Origin of the sequence: Hymenobacter sp. BT559 (assembly GCF_016427535.1) — a bacterium.
Classification (GTDB): Bacteria; Bacteroidota; Bacteroidia; order Cytophagales; family Hymenobacteraceae; genus Hymenobacter.
Genome location: NZ_JAELXV010000002.1, coordinates 92,611 through 106,319, shown reverse-complemented (window position 1 = coordinate 106,319; position 13,709 = coordinate 92,611). Strand labels below are relative to the sequence as shown.

Genomic DNA, 13,709 nt, shown 5'->3' with positions numbered 1-13,709 from the left:
TACAACACATTAACAATCAATAAATTAATATTATTAAGACGCTTTTCCAGGTTAGAATAAACAATAAGTAATTTATAGAGTTTCCTTAAATATCAGGAATCTCTCTTTATCAGCTGATGGATACTACTAACACCGACGACTTATTGTTACTGCACCTCAATGAGGCCATTGCTACCATTCGCGATAAGGAAGAGCTATTTCAAATAATCGCTCGCAAGCTGCGCCTCATTTTCCCCTTTGAGATGATGGGTATCAGCATTCTTGACGAGCAGCTGCTGAATAAGCGGTTGTTTTTCAAAGATTATACGACCATCAATCCGCCTGAGCCGCCACCTAACAACATTGCTGCGTTCACGCCTATCGCTGGCTCGCCGGTAGAGCTACTGCTCGAAAACCCACGCATCCAGCACATTGAGCTTCGCAAGCAGTTAAATCAGTATCCTAAGTTTGAGGCTTTCCAGCGGCTGTTAGCCCTAGGTATTCAGTATATGACCATGGTGCCGATGTGGCTGAATGGGCACCTCACAGGGTATCTCATTTTGGCTACCATGCGGCCACCGTCCTACTCAACTGCCGACGAGCAATTGCTCGAAAAGATAACCTCACTGGTGGCCGTGGCCGTGCGTAACACACTTGACTTTGAAGAGGTAGCTCTGCGCGAGCAGCAGCGCACCTTGCAGCTCAACATTACGAACGCCCTACTCAGCATCAAGCAGCGAGAGCCGCTGTTCCGGGCCATTGCCGACGAGCTAGGGCGGGTGGTACCCTTCGATTATTTTGGTATTCGGGTGCAGCGGGCCGGGCAGCGCGAGGCCTTTGAGGGCTTTGCCGAATTTACACGGCCCACCGATGAGCCCGAGGGCGAACTGGTGGCCCTCGACCCCAATCGCCACCAGGGCCAACACCAAGCGGACGTTGATGCCATGTACCGGCAGGTAGGCGGCCTGCTGCAAGGCCCGGGCCTTTACACAGGCGATGATTTTCGGCAGCTGGCAGTGCGCTACCCCGCCATGCGCTACGCCCACGACGAGCACCACGTGCGCGCTATGCTCATTGTGCCTATTTGGCAGCGGGCCGATAGTGCGGCCGTGCTGCTGCTGGCTTCGCCCAAGCCCAATGGCTTCACGCCTGACAGCCTGACTACGGTGCAGGCACTGGTGCCGCAAGTAGCCCTGGCCCTCGAAAACCTGTTTGCCTTTGAGCAGATTGAGCAGCTCAAAGCCCAAGTAGAGCAAGAGCGCACCTATCTAATAGACGAAATCAACACGGACAGGCCGGCCGCCGATGGCCTCATTGGCACCAGCCCGGCCTTGCAGCAGGTGCGCCAGCGCATTGCACAGGTGGCAGGCACCGATGCCACCGTGCTAATAACTGGCGAAACCGGCACTGGCAAAGAGGTGGTGGCCCGCGCCCTGCACCAGGCCTCGCCGCGCGCGGGCCGTGCGCTAGTCAAAATCAACTGCGCCGCCCTGCCGGCTCAGCTTATTGAGAGCGAGCTATTTGGACACGAGAAGGGGGCTTTTACCGGGGCCGTGGAGCGGCGCATCGGCAAGTTTGAACTGGCCGACGGCGGCACCATCTTCCTCGATGAGGTGGGCGAGCTACCCCTCGACCTGCAAGCCAAGCTGCTGCGCGTGCTGCAAGAACGGGAATTTGAGCGCCTAGGTGGCAACCGCGTGCTGCATACCGATGCCCGCGTGCTAGCCGCCACCAACCGCGTGCTCGAAGATGAGGTGCGCGCCGGCCGCTTCCGGGCCGACCTCTATTACCGGCTGAATGTGTTTCCGATTCACTTGCTGCCCTTGCGCGAGCGCCCGCAGGACATTGCGCCGCTGGTGCAGCACTACCTAGGTAGTCTCAGCAAGCGCTTTGCGCGGCCGGCGCGGCCCATTCGGCCCGCCGATATGGCTGCCCTGCTGGCCTACCCCTGGCCCGGCAACATCCGGGAGCTTGAGCACGTGCTCGAGCAGGCCATCATCGTGAGCCAGGGCGCGTGGCTGGAGTTTGGTGGCTTTGCAGCAGCGGGCCGCCAGCTAGTCTTGCCGCCTAGCCCGGCCAGCCCCGACATCCTTATCTCACCCGCAGCCCCCGAAGCGGCAGCTGATGCGCCCATTAAAACACTGCGTGAGCAGGAGCGCGACCATATTCTGGCAGCCCTGCGCCGCACTGATGGGCGCGTGAGTGGCCAGCAGGGTGCAGCGGTGCTGCTCGATATCAACCCCAAAACGTTGGAAGCCCGCATGAAAAAACTGGGCATTCGGCGTACAGTGGTGGCTGGCTAACTACCTAGTTCTTAGTCGGCCGCTACTAATTCGCGCGACATAGCAGGCTGCTTGAGCAGTGGCCGATAGTACTTCTGCACGAGGTGCCCCACCTTGTGCTCCCAGCGCTGCCGCTGGGCAAAGTCGAAGGCATTTTTGCCCATTTCGAGGCGCTCGGCTTCGTGGTAGTGCATCCATTCGATGGCTCTGGCCAAGCCCGCCGCCGTAGCGGTGGGCTCGGTCACGGGCACTCGAATGCCTGTGGTATCGTCTACCAGTTCGGCTTGCCCGTGCAGGTCAAGCGTCACAACGGGCAGCGAGTAGCCCATGGCTTCCATTAGCTGGGCCGGGCCGGTATCGCGCAGGCTGGTCAGCAAGAACACGTCGGCCTGCCGGTAGTATTCTTTTACCTGCTCGTAGTTGACCTTGCCTACCCACGTCACCCGGTTGTGCAGTTGGTACTTTTCGAGATACTCCGGCATATACTCGGCCATTTCACCATCGCCCACAATAGTGAGGTGCACGGGCACACTAGCCGCTACCTGGCCGAGTCCCTGTAGCGAAAGCTCCAGGGCCTTGCGTGGCATCAGGCGCCCCACCCACACCAACTCTAAAGTGCGATGCGGCTCGCGCTGGATAGGCTCGGCGGGAATAAAGCGCTGGCCAACGCCACCAAAGACCTTATCGACGGCCTCGGTGCGACCTAGGGAATTAATCATCAGGCGAGTGTCTTCATTCCAGGCCAGCACGTAGCTCGCTTTCCGCACCGACTGGTAGCAGCCAGGGTTAAAGCGCAGCATCAGCTTGCTCACAAAGGCCCGCATACGTTCGCGCCGCCAGTGCCCCTTAAAATACTGGCGCATTGCGTGGGGCGCTTCCTGCCCGCCGCCCACTGGCCCGTAGATGAATGGCCGCTTTAGGCGGTATAAAAAGCTCCCCAGCTGCAAGCTAGTATAGCTGACATGGTGCACTAAGTCAAACTTATGAATCTTGTCTAGTTTAAGGGCTGTTTGCAGCAACGCCCACTGCCAGTAGATATAGTGGAAGTACATGCCAAACAAGCCGCGGTGGTAAGCCTTATCTACCCACGCCGGCACGGTCACGTACACAAAGTGCAGGTTGGGGTGCGGCACATCACGCAGCTTTTGCTCGATAGCGGCCTGACCTAAATTTCTGGTTAAGCACCATACTTCGTACCCTTGTTGGCTCACTAGGGACGAGTAATACCAGCCATTTCCTTCTTCCGAACCTTTATCGGGAACGCAAGCGTAGGCAGAGATTAATACTTTTTTCATAGTGTTCAGAAACAGGTAGACCTATTAAGCAATTACAGTAGGCGGACGAAGTATTATAAATAACTAATAAGTACTGGTATAAATGGTTTTACTATCAGAATGGCTATGGTTTAATTGCTCATACATTGCAACACTTATCTGATGCTAAGCGTAGAGCCAACACATATCACAAACAGGTAATTATCCTATAATAAGTTAGAACATCTAACAAGGCGCCAAAAACTGTCCTTAGGTTATAAAAAACCGATTAAGCAATCCGGTTACGCCTTTTGCTTGATTAAGATGTATCTAACAAGAAAATACCTTGTTTTCTCTCGCCGCAGCTTTCTGCATATCCTTAGTCAGTAGGCTTAAACGTATGCAATTAAAATAAAGGACGCGTATCTAGATAACAGTTGCTCAAACGCAGCAAATTATATTTATAATTTTAATAATATTAAATATAATAATTACTATCAAGCTGAAGTATTGCCACGCGGTTATTGCATCGGATAATTCCATTAGTTAATGCGGAATAGTCAGAACCATTAATAGCCTCATCAGTCTCATTTAGTGCGAGGCATTCTTTTTTAAGAGCAACTATAGATAAGTCAATTAGGTCTTTATAATAAAGCTAAACCATAAACCTATCACTATTTTTTTAGGATATAGCGTAATTAGTAGCGCCCGACACCTATACTCATTTGGACCACGCTCACAAGATTGAGAACTAGTGGCAGCTGCATTCCTACCTAGGTCGGTTCCTAAGCCTGACGGTAGGTTCGGTTGCAGTGCGCAACCCGACTTACTGATTAGCAGTTGAATAGTGTGAATTGTTCCTATTCATCTACTATGCCCTTGTTGCCTCGCCTATTACCGGCTGCCACGCTCCTACTTGCCACGGCGGCCGCTGCCCAAAATGTACCGCCGCCCGCCACGCCCTTCCACATGACGGGCAATATTTACTTACCCAATAAGCTACCCGCCACCGACGCCCGCGTGGCTGCCCTCAAGGTGCCGGCGGGTTTTACCATTACCAAGTATGCCGAGGGTCTTGATATGCCGCGCATGCTGGCTGTGATGCCCAACGGCGACCTCTACGTGAGCAACCGTGTGAAGGGCACCATTACGCTGGTGCGCGACGCCAACCGCGACGGCAAGGCCGAAGTAATGCGCCAGGTAGCCCAAAAGCCGCACTTACACGGCGTGGCCCTGCAAGGCAATAAGCTATACATCAGCGCCATCCGGGAGGTGTACGTGGCCGATGTGCTGCCCGATGGCAACCTAAGCGAGCTCAAAGAGCTGTACCACGACCTGCCCGACGCTGGTCAGCACGCCAACCGCACGCTGCGCTTCGGCCCCGATGGCAAGCTCTACCTCTCAGTGGGCAGCACTTGCAATGCCTGCGACGAAGACAACCCAGAGAATGCCACCATTATTCAGCTCAACACCGATGGCTCGGGCCGCCAAGTGGTGGCTCGCGGCCTGCGCAATACCATCGGCTTCGACTGGCACCCGGTTACCAAGGAGCTGTTTGGCATGGACCACGGCATCGACTGGCTCGGCGACGAAGACCAGCAGGAGGAGTTGAACCAGATAAAGCCCGGCGCGGGCTACGGCTGGCCTTCCATCATCGCCGATGGCAAGCACTACCCTGCCAACAAGCCCAAGAGCGGCGAGAGCTACGAGACTTTCGATGCCAAGAACCAACGCCCGCTGCTCTTGTACAAGGCACATTCTGCGCCCCTAGGGCTAGTATTCAACCGGGCCGCGCAGTTTCCGAAGGAATACCAAAACGATGCCTTCGTGACCATGCACGGCTCCTGGAACCGCGCCCAGCCCTCGGGCTACAAGCTCGTGCGGGTGCACTTCAACGCCCAGGGCCAGCCTGAGCGCTTCGAAGACTTTATTACGGGCTTTTTGGTCGACAGCGATAAGTCAGAGTTTGGCCGCCCTTGCGGCCTAGTGCAAGCTCCTGATGGCGCGCTGCTGATGGGCGACGACGACAACGGCGTGATTTACCGTGTGGCCTATACCGGCAAGAAAAAAGGGTAATATCTGCGTCCTAGGTTAGTCTGGGTTCGACAAACCTAGGCTAACCTAGGACGCAACTTTTTCGCCGTTTTCAGCCTTATTCTTGCGAATAATTTTAGCAAAATGGCGAAGGCAAGAACGGTTTTTTTCTGTCAGAACTGCGGCGCGCAGTCGGCAAAATGGATAGGACGGTGCCCCTCGTGCGGCGAGTGGAACACCTATGTAGAAGAAGTTGTGCAAAAAGAAACGGCCCCCGCTGCCGGTTCTTGGAAGCCCGCTAGCACTGTGCCGGGCGGCAACTTGCAGAAGGCCGCCAAGTCGCGCCCCCTCGCCGATATCCAGCATGAGGAAGAGCCGCGCATCCTTACCCCAGATGGCGAGCTCAACCGCGTCTTGGGGGGCGGGCTGGTGCCCGGCTCGCTGGTGCTCATTGGTGGAGAGCCAGGTATTGGCAAAAGCACCCTCATGCTGCAGATTGCGTTAGCGCTCAAGAAGCTCAAAGTATTGTACGTGAGCGGCGAGGAAAGCGAAGCCCAGATAAAGATGCGCGCTGAGCGCCTGGCCGATGGCCAGCACCCCGGCTGCTACATCCTCACCGAGACCAGCACCCAGAATATTTTCCGGCAGATAGACCAAGTGCAGCCCAATGTAGTGGTCATCGACTCCATCCAGACCATGCACTCGACCTTGGTGGAGAGTGGGGCCGGCTCGGTAAGCCAGGTACGCGAGTGCACCGCCGAGCTACTGAAGTACGCCAAAGAAACCAGCACGCCGGTGCTCCTCATCGGCCACATCACCAAAGACGGCAGCATTGCGGGGCCCAAAATACTAGAGCACATGGTAGATACGGTGCTGCAGTTTGAGGGCGACCGCCATTTAAGCTACCGCATCCTGCGCACCATTAAAAACCGCTTTGGTTCTACTTCAGAGCTAGGCATTTACGAGATGCAAGGCACCGGCCTACGGCAGGTATCCAATCCCTCCGAAATTCTGCTGTCGCAGCGGGCCGAGAGCCTGAGCGGCATGGCTATTGGCGCCACCCTAGAGGGCAACCGCCCGCTGCTAGTGGAGGTGCAGGCGCTGGTGACGCCCGCTACCTACGGCACGCCCCAGCGCAGCAGCACGGGCTTCGACAGCAAGCGCCTACAGATGCTATTGGCCGTGTTGGAGAAGCGCGCCGGCCTGCGTCTAGGGCAGCACGACGTGTTCCTAAATATTGCGGGTGGCCTGCGCCTTGACGACCCCGCGCTTGATGCAGCGGTGTGCGCGGCGGTAGTTTCTTCTTTAAATGATTTGCCGATTCCGGGCGATGTGTGCCTGGCCGCTGAGGTAGGCCTCAGTGGCGAGATGCGGGCGGTGCCCCGCCTCGACCAACGCCTCGCAGAAGCCGAGAAATTGGGTTTTAAGGAGATGTATGTGTCACAATTCAATGGCCGCAACCTTGGCGAGCAGGACCGCACCAGCATGCGCGTGCAGGCGGTAGGCCGTTTAGATGAAGTTTTGAACGGCTTGTTTGGGTAAAATAGTGAGCTGGCTCTCGCAAAAAATGCGGGAGCCAGTCTAGTATTATTCGTAGCGCTTGCAGTTTAGTAACCGCCATCTGCTATCTTCGAACCGGAAATTGAATTTTCCCGCGGATACGGATTGCTAATTACTTTATTTTTTTAGGGGGTTGGTCACTTTTAGAGCCAGCCTGTTTAGTGCGCTATGAACCTAAAAGTTACTTCTATTCTTAAGTGGGCCACGGGGTTGGTTCTCGCTTGTGGTGCCACTACGGCAGCCCAGGCCCAAGCCCCGGCAGGCAAGGCTATTATTATTGGTCATATCAGTAATCCGGTGAATGATACTATCGCTGTATCTATCCGTGATAACCCCTTCGACGCCAAAGAGCGCACTAGCTACGCCCGCGTCGATGAGAAAGGGGAGTTCAAGCTGACAATACCCGTAACTGCTTCTACCAAAGCTGACTTGGTGTACGGCGACGATGTAGCGGACTTGTACCTAGACCCCGGCACAGACCTTGATGTGCGCTTTAAAGGGGCCGATATGGCTAGCACGGTCAAGTTTAAGGCCAACGATGTACCCACTGGTTTTGGCACAAAGCTTCGCAACGGCGGCAACCTGACCGACGAGCAGAAGCACCGCCAGCAGATGGCTAATGCCAATAACTACCTCGCCGAATTTGACGAGCAGTTCGTATCTAACGACGGCTTTCAGGTCCTGCCTGATAACATTCAGCTCTACGAAGCGCCCTTCCTTTCCTTCATTGAGTACCGCCTAAAGCACGAGCAAAACTTCTTGGAAGACCGTGCCGCCAAGCAGTCTTTTACCATTGATTTTTATAACTATGCCAAGGCAGAGGTAACTTATTCCAATGCCAACGACAAACTGACCTTTCAGGACCTCCGCGAGCAGGTAGTGAATACCGAGGGGCGCCTAACCATGACGCCCAACTACTACGACTTTCTGCGCAACCCGCTCCTCTACAACGACCCCACGGCGGGCCAGAACGAGCAGTTCCAGGAGTTTCTGCTCAACTTTATTCACCACACGGCCGCGCAGCAAAAGCACCTGCGCTCCGACCCTGACTTTTATCCCTTCTGCTACGCGCTAGCGAGCAAGCGCTTTCAGGGCGTGCCGCGCCTTATTACCCTAGGGCGTATTTTACAGGAGTCGTTCCGCTTCGGGCACATCCGGCAGTCGGAGGCCATGCTGGCCGACTTCCGCAACCTAGACACCAAGCACCGCTTCTTGCCCACGCTGGAGGCCGACTTTGGCAGCCACCGGGCGCTAGCCATTGGAGCCCCCGCTCCAGACTTTCGGCTTGTAACGGCCAAAGGCGACACTACCAGCCTCAGCAGCTTCCAGGGCAAGCTAGTGTATCTCAACTTCTGGAAAACCACCAACGGCCTGTGCTTGCGCGACTTGGCTTATGCTCAAGACTTAGCCAAGCGCTTCGAAGGCAAGAATATCGTGTTCGTAAACGTAGCACTCGATGATGCCGAGCTGCCTTGGAAGCAGCTCGTGGTAGTGAAGAAGCTGCCTGGCGTGCACATGCGGGCAACGGGCGGCTACACCTCGGCTATGGCCCGGGCCTACAGCCTGCAGGAAGTACCTACCTACTTGCTAATTGGCGAAGACGGCACCATCCTCAACCCGAAGCCTAAGCGTATGAGCAGCCGCGCCGCCGTCGACGAAATTAACCAGTCATTTGGCAAAGCCAGCACCTACAGCGCCGCCCTTACGCAACTAACGAGCGGCACGGCCAACGGGCCCAAATAAGCGAATAGCACACCTAGGAAAGCCGAAATGCCCTTGCCTGCATTTCGGCTTTTTTGTGGCACCTAGGGCCCCGCTTGGCTAAAACATTCGTGGCTCGCTGCGGCTTACCGACCTTTACGCTTGCTATGCGCTCCTCCTCTCTCCGCGACGCCCGCTCCTTTATGCGCAAGGCCACGCTGCGCCGCGTGGCCAACGGCCTACAAGTGGTGGCTAGCTACGTGGTGAGCCGCCTCACGGGGCGCGCCCGCGCCTGGGGGCTGCCGGTAGCTATGTCGTTTGAGCCCACGACTAGCTGCAACCTGCGCTGCCCCGAGTGCCCGAGCGGCCTGCGCTCGTTTACGCGGCCCACCGGCATGCTACCAGCCGAGCTGTTCAAGCGCACAATGGATGAAGTGGCGAGTCGGCTGTGGTATCTCATTTTTTACTTTCAGGGGGAGCCCTACCTGCACCCCGAGTTTCTGGACTTGGTAGCGTATGCGCATCAGAAGGGGCTCTATACTGCCACTAGTACTAACGCTCACTTCCTGAACGATGCTAATGCTCGGCGCACGGTAGAAAGCGGCCTCGACCGCCTTATTATCTCGCTCGACGGCACTACCCAGGAGGTGTACCAGCAGTACCGCGTGGGCGGCAAGCTCGAAAAAGTGCTGGCGGGCACCCGCAACGTGGTGAAGTGGCGCAAGGAGCTTAAGAGCAGCACGCCGCGCATTATTTTCCAATTTTTGGTGGTGCGGCCCAACGAGCACCAGATAGCCGATGCCCGGCAGTTGGCCGACGCCCTAGGGGTCGATGATGTATGGTTTAAAACCGCTCAGATTTACGACTACCAGCAGGGGTCGCCGCTCATTCCCACCATCGACTACTACTCGCGCTACCAGAATAATGGCAACGGCACCTACAGCCTAAAAAACAAGCTAGTGAACGGCTGCTGGAAAATGTGGCACTCGTGCGTAGTGACCTGGGACGGCAAAGTAGTACCCTGCTGCTTCGACAAAGACGCCGAATACCGCCTCGGCGACAACCAACACGAAAGCTTCCAGGCGCTTTGGCACGGCCAGAAATACCAGGGTTTTCGGCAGGCTTTGCTCAAGGGCCGCGACCAGATAGAGATGTGCCGCAACTGCACCGAAGGCACCAAAGTGTGGGGCTAATTGCAGTCCTGAGCTGATTGAACAGCTTGCGTAGCTACGACTACTTGCGGCGGGCTTTCAATACTTACCTTCGTTTGCCGTGGTAGTCATCACTTGAGCTGGCCGGCTTTGCTGCCTTATGTTCTCAGCTACTCGCATCCAAGCTATTCGCAAAAGCAAGGGATTGTCGCAAGAGGTTTTAGCCGAAGAAGCCGGCGTGAGCCTACGCACCATTCAGCGAGTAGAGCAGGGCGACACCGTGCCGCGCGGCCACACCCTACAGGCCTTGGCAACCGCCCTAGGTGTGCCGCTAGAAGCATTGCGGGAGGAAACCGCACCAGCACCAGTGGCGCCGCCGGCGCCCACCCCTACCCTGCGGGAAGACCAGCACCTGCTACAGCTGCTCAACCTAAGTGCGCTCGGGTTTTTGTTGTTTCCGTTTCTCAACCTACTAGGGCCGTGGTTGCTGTGGCGCGCGCGCCGGCACGATACCGAGCACGTGGCGGAGTTGGGCCGCCGGGTTTTTGGGTTTCAAGTTTTGTGGCAAGTGGGGTGCTTTTTCCTGTATCTGCTGGCCGTGCTGGCGCAGCTGGCAGCGCGCTCCTACCACGTGAGGCTGCCGGGCTTATTTCTAGGGGTGCTGGTGCTCACGTATGCGCTCAACGTCGGCGTGGTTTGCTACTACGCCTTCCAGCTGCGGCAAGGTAACCTAGCTATATATCGGTGGCGACTTTAGGCAATCATTTTTGTAAGGCATTACTAACTAATGCCTTGCTTAAAATGGCGGCAAAATGACGGGAGAATGACGCACGGGGTGGCAGTGCCCTCGGCCTAGGTTTGGCTTGTTGTTCACCTGCTCCTCAGCACCCCATGAAACTCCTTCTCAAAGCCCTGGCGGGCCTGCTTTTGCTCTTGCTTATTGGTGGCATAGGTGGGTATTTCTACGTGCAGCACAAGTTTAAGCCGGCTCCCAACCAGCTGGTGGTAGCGGGCGTGCCGCTCGGTAGTCCCTTTGTGTGGCAAGCCGATAACGGGGCCCGGCCCGCGGTGCCGCAGGCGGCGTTGCTGCTACCCATTGCACTGCCTGGTTGCCCGCGCCGCTGCTACGTGCAGTTTGACACGGGCGCACCTAGCTCGGTGTTTTATGCGCACCCACTGGCAGCACTGGCCGCCCGCTACCCCGGCGCCCGCCCGGCACTGCAGCCCCAGGCCGATACGCTGCGCAACCTACGCTTTGCATTGGGCAATGGGCAGGTGCAGGCACGCCGCCTGCGCGTCATTGCCTACGGCGCCCGGCAGCTACCGGCCGATACGGCGGCTCCGCTCCTTGTAGGTACACTCGGGGCCGATGTGCTCGAAAACCAGGTTCTCGTGCTCGATTATCGTCGGCAGCGCTTTAGCCTCTTGGCGCAGGTGCCCGATAGCCTCGCCCGGCGGACAGTATTTGTGCCGCTGGCTTTTACGGGCCGCCGGCTGGTGCTCGGCGCAGCGGCAGCCGGCCAGCCCCGGCAATTGCTATTCGACTCGGGCAGTAGCTCCTTTGCCCTGCTCACCAGTGAGGCTACCTGGCAGCAGCTGGCCAGCCCCCAAGCTCCGGCTTATGTGGCTGCCGTCAATTCGCTCGGTCGCACCCTTACCGCCCACACCGTGGCCACGGCCGCAACGCTACAGCTGGGCCGCGTCGCCGTGCCTTTGCAGACGGTTACTTACATGGAGGGCACTACGCTGCTGCAGCGCTCGCTTATGCGCTTTTCCGGCATGGGCGGGATGCTAGGCAATCGGCCTTTCAACCAGCATACCATTATCGTAGATGTGGCGCACCAGCGCTTCGGCCTTGTGCCCTAGGTGGTCAGTAATGACCCAAACCGTGCAGAGCAATTCTGCGAACGCCATAAAAAACCCTTCCTGCAACGAATGCAGGAAGGGTTTTTTATGGCAGCGTTGGTGCAAGCTATTTGGTGCCTTTCACCAGGTTTTTACCCAGCGATTCTACTTTCAAAATGAACTGGTCTACGTCCTCGTTAGCGTAGGTGCCGTAGGCCGACGAAATAGTGCCCTTGGTGCCATCTGCCGTTTCGATAACGTAGAGAATGGCCATATCGTCGGGGTTGCTTTCGCCCTCAAAGCGGAAGTAATCGACAATAGTAGTTTCCTCGGGGATGAAGGTGCGGGCGCTCTCGTTGTCCATGGTAGTCAGGCGGCCTTCCTGCACGTTAAAATCGTGGGTATAGCCCTGGCTTTTCAGCTTCTTCTCGACGGTGGTCATCGAGGTCATTTCTTCTTTGTCCTGCATGGCGGTAGGTGTTTTCGTAGGTGGTATGGGGGAGGGCCAAAAGCAGGCCGCCCCGGCTATACGGAGCCGAGGCGGAACTGGGTTATGGTTGAAGTTAAGTTTATCCGTGGCGGGTGGCCCGGGCCTCAATAGTGCGCTGCAGTGCATCGACATCGAGCGCCGCACCGCAGGCGCCGCCGCAGCCTTTGGCGCAGCCAGCTTGGCCCTTGGCAGCGAAGGTTAGCCACACGCGGCGCCCTAGGTAGAACGCCGCCGCGGCACACAGGGCAAGGATGATAAGCAGTTGAATATCCATAACTGAGCTAGAACTACGGGCGCCGCGGGAAAGTTTGGTATCGAGTTGGCCTTGGTTGCTAACACTACAACGCCCCTAGGGTCGCTAATTTTTTGGTGATGTCGTCTACACTGCTGGTGCGCATTACGAGCGCGCCTTTGGGGTCGAGCAGCATGTAGGTAGGAAAAGCATTGATGTTGTAACCGGAAATGACCGGGCCTTGGTCTTGCTGCAGTTCCGACAGCTGCAAGCCGGGCACTTGGTGCTTGCGAATCGCCTGCTTCCACAGCTTGGCGTCGCCAGCGTCTTCCATTGCTATACCGATGATTGCCAGTTTATCAGGGTACTGCTGGTGTAGTGCATTCACCTTGGGCATGGCCCTGATGCACGGGCCGCACCAGTGCCCCCAGAAATCTAGCAGCACATACTTACCCCGGTAGGTCGCCAGCGAATGCTTTACTCCCATTGTGTCGGCCATGCTAAAATCAGCTACGGGCTTGCCTACCGTTGGCTGGTTGCGTAGCACTGTTATGCGCTTGGCAGCTTGCTGCCCATACCAGCTCTGGCGCACGGCAGGCTTCAGGCCCTGCAGCAGCTTCTCGTAGTCGGCTACCGGGTGCGCGGGTTGCGCCATTGTTTGGTCGTAGAGCAGGTAGGCGCTAGTGCGAGCAGCCGCATGGGCCTGAATAAACTGTCGGGTCTGCTGGCTCTGCTTAGCCTGTAATACCCGATATTCAGCCTCGCTCTTAGTAGGCCGGGTCTCCTGCCACAGCACAGCGCGCTTATAAGCAGTCAGAAGGTCGTTCTCGGGCGTGCCCGTTACCTCTATCCGGTCTAGATGCTGCTTGGTGCCCTGCAGGCGCACTGTTCCTGGCTCGGCCCACACGTTTACGATAACAATACTGCCATCATCACCAGTGCGAATTTCCAGGTTTGCCATTCCATCGTCGCCGTAGTTTATCGCCTGGGCAAGCTGGTCGTTTATGATGCGCAAGGTATCGACACGACGCTGCCCCTCGCGGGTGTAGTGGTAGATAGCCTTCTGACTACCTAGGCCAGCTATGGTGCCCGCTACCCGGCAGGTTTGGGCAAAGCAAGGGCTAGCCAGCAACGCGGCTAGCCCTACGGTCAGCAATGTTTTCATAAGGCGCAGATTAAGTG

The 13,709-nt window shown here is 56.8% G+C and carries 11 protein-coding genes; 7 read left to right on the top strand and 4 right to left on the bottom strand.

Going from position 1 to position 13,709, the window contains the following annotated elements:
• Positions 1 to 116: 116 nt before the first annotated feature.
• Complete coding sequence (locus JAO77_RS07125) at positions 117 to 2,282, top strand: sigma 54-interacting transcriptional regulator (RefSeq protein ID WP_198989650.1); 2,166 nt, start codon at positions 117 to 119, stop codon at positions 2,280 to 2,282.
• An 11-nt stretch (positions 2,283 to 2,293) separates the two neighbouring features.
• Here the strand turns inward: JAO77_RS07125 and JAO77_RS07120 are convergent, their stop codons facing one another.
• Positions 2,294 to 3,556: a glycosyltransferase family 4 protein gene (locus JAO77_RS07120; RefSeq protein ID WP_198989649.1), complete on the bottom strand. Its 1,263-nt coding sequence runs from the start codon at positions 3,554 to 3,556 to the stop codon at positions 2,294 to 2,296.
• A gap of 831 nt (positions 3,557 to 4,387) precedes the next feature.
• Here JAO77_RS07120 and JAO77_RS07115 point away from each other — a divergent pair.
• The 6 genes from JAO77_RS07115 (at position 4,388) to JAO77_RS07090 (ending at position 11,826) form a co-directional block, all read left to right on the top strand.
• On the top strand, positions 4,388 to 5,590 hold the full coding sequence (locus JAO77_RS07115) for a PQQ-dependent sugar dehydrogenase (protein ID WP_198989648.1): 1,203 nt from the start codon (positions 4,388 to 4,390) through the stop codon (positions 5,588 to 5,590).
• A gap of 102 nt (positions 5,591 to 5,692) precedes the next feature.
• Positions 5,693 to 7,090: a DNA repair protein RadA gene (gene radA, locus JAO77_RS07110; protein ID WP_198989647.1), complete on the top strand. Its 1,398-nt coding sequence runs from the start codon at positions 5,693 to 5,695 to the stop codon at positions 7,088 to 7,090.
• Between the two features lie 186 nt (positions 7,091 to 7,276).
• Positions 7,277 to 8,851 carry a TlpA family protein disulfide reductase gene (locus JAO77_RS07105; protein ID WP_198989646.1) on the top strand — a complete coding sequence of 525 codons (1,575 nt, stop codon included), beginning with the start codon at positions 7,277 to 7,279 and terminating at the stop codon, positions 8,849 to 8,851.
• Between the two features lie 125 nt (positions 8,852 to 8,976).
• Positions 8,977 to 10,002, top strand: coding sequence for an SPASM domain-containing protein (locus tag JAO77_RS07100; RefSeq protein ID WP_198989645.1), 1,026 nt, complete (start codon positions 8,977 to 8,979; stop codon positions 10,000 to 10,002).
• Positions 10,003 to 10,120: 118 nt separating this feature from the next.
• A complete protein-coding gene (locus JAO77_RS07095) occupies positions 10,121 to 10,717 on the top strand; it encodes a helix-turn-helix domain-containing protein (RefSeq protein WP_198989644.1) in 597 nt (198 codons plus the stop codon).
• A 134-nt stretch (positions 10,718 to 10,851) separates the two neighbouring features.
• A complete protein-coding gene (locus JAO77_RS07090) occupies positions 10,852 to 11,826 on the top strand; it encodes a hypothetical protein (RefSeq protein WP_198989643.1) in 975 nt (324 codons plus the stop codon).
• 106 nt (positions 11,827 to 11,932) lie between these two features.
• Here the strand turns inward: JAO77_RS07090 and JAO77_RS07085 are convergent, their stop codons facing one another.
• From JAO77_RS07085 to JAO77_RS07075, 3 genes are all read right to left on the bottom strand, one after another.
• On the bottom strand, positions 11,933 to 12,274 hold the full coding sequence (locus JAO77_RS07085; protein WP_198989642.1) for a hypothetical protein: 342 nt from the start codon (positions 12,272 to 12,274) through the stop codon (positions 11,933 to 11,935).
• A 100-nt stretch (positions 12,275 to 12,374) separates the two neighbouring features.
• On the bottom strand, positions 12,375 to 12,569 hold the full coding sequence (locus JAO77_RS07080) for a FeoB-associated Cys-rich membrane protein (protein ID WP_198989641.1): 195 nt from the start codon (positions 12,567 to 12,569) through the stop codon (positions 12,375 to 12,377).
• Positions 12,570 to 12,633: 64 nt separating this feature from the next.
• A complete protein-coding gene (locus JAO77_RS07075; protein ID WP_198989640.1) occupies positions 12,634 to 13,692 on the bottom strand; it encodes a TlpA disulfide reductase family protein in 1,059 nt (352 codons plus the stop codon).
• Positions 13,693 to 13,709: the final 17 nt, after the last annotated feature.

Excerpts from the sequence above, each read along its gene's own strand:
- JAO77_RS07125 (WP_198989650.1), top strand. The coding sequence starts at position 117 with ATGGATACTACTAACACCGACGACTTATTGTTACTGCACCTCAATGAG.
- JAO77_RS07120 (WP_198989649.1), bottom strand. The coding sequence starts at position 3,556 with ATGAAAAAAGTATTAATCTCTGCCTACGCTTGCGTTCCCGATAAAGGT.
- JAO77_RS07115 (WP_198989648.1), top strand. The coding sequence starts at position 4,388 with ATGCCCTTGTTGCCTCGCCTATTACCGGCTGCCACGCTCCTACTTGCC.
- radA (WP_198989647.1), top strand. The coding sequence starts at position 5,693 with ATGGCGAAGGCAAGAACGGTTTTTTTCTGTCAGAACTGCGGCGCGCAG.
- JAO77_RS07105 (WP_198989646.1), top strand. The coding sequence starts at position 7,277 with ATGAACCTAAAAGTTACTTCTATTCTTAAGTGGGCCACGGGGTTGGTT.
- JAO77_RS07100 (WP_198989645.1), top strand. The coding sequence starts at position 8,977 with ATGCGCTCCTCCTCTCTCCGCGACGCCCGCTCCTTTATGCGCAAGGCC.
- JAO77_RS07095 (WP_198989644.1), top strand. The coding sequence starts at position 10,121 with ATGTTCTCAGCTACTCGCATCCAAGCTATTCGCAAAAGCAAGGGATTG.
- JAO77_RS07090 (WP_198989643.1), top strand. The coding sequence starts at position 10,852 with ATGAAACTCCTTCTCAAAGCCCTGGCGGGCCTGCTTTTGCTCTTGCTT.
- JAO77_RS07085 (WP_198989642.1), bottom strand. The coding sequence starts at position 12,274 with ATGCAGGACAAAGAAGAAATGACCTCGATGACCACCGTCGAGAAGAAG.
- JAO77_RS07080 (WP_198989641.1), bottom strand. The coding sequence starts at position 12,569 with ATGGATATTCAACTGCTTATCATCCTTGCCCTGTGTGCCGCGGCGGCG.
- JAO77_RS07075 (WP_198989640.1), bottom strand. The coding sequence starts at position 13,692 with ATGAAAACATTGCTGACCGTAGGGCTAGCCGCGTTGCTGGCTAGCCCT.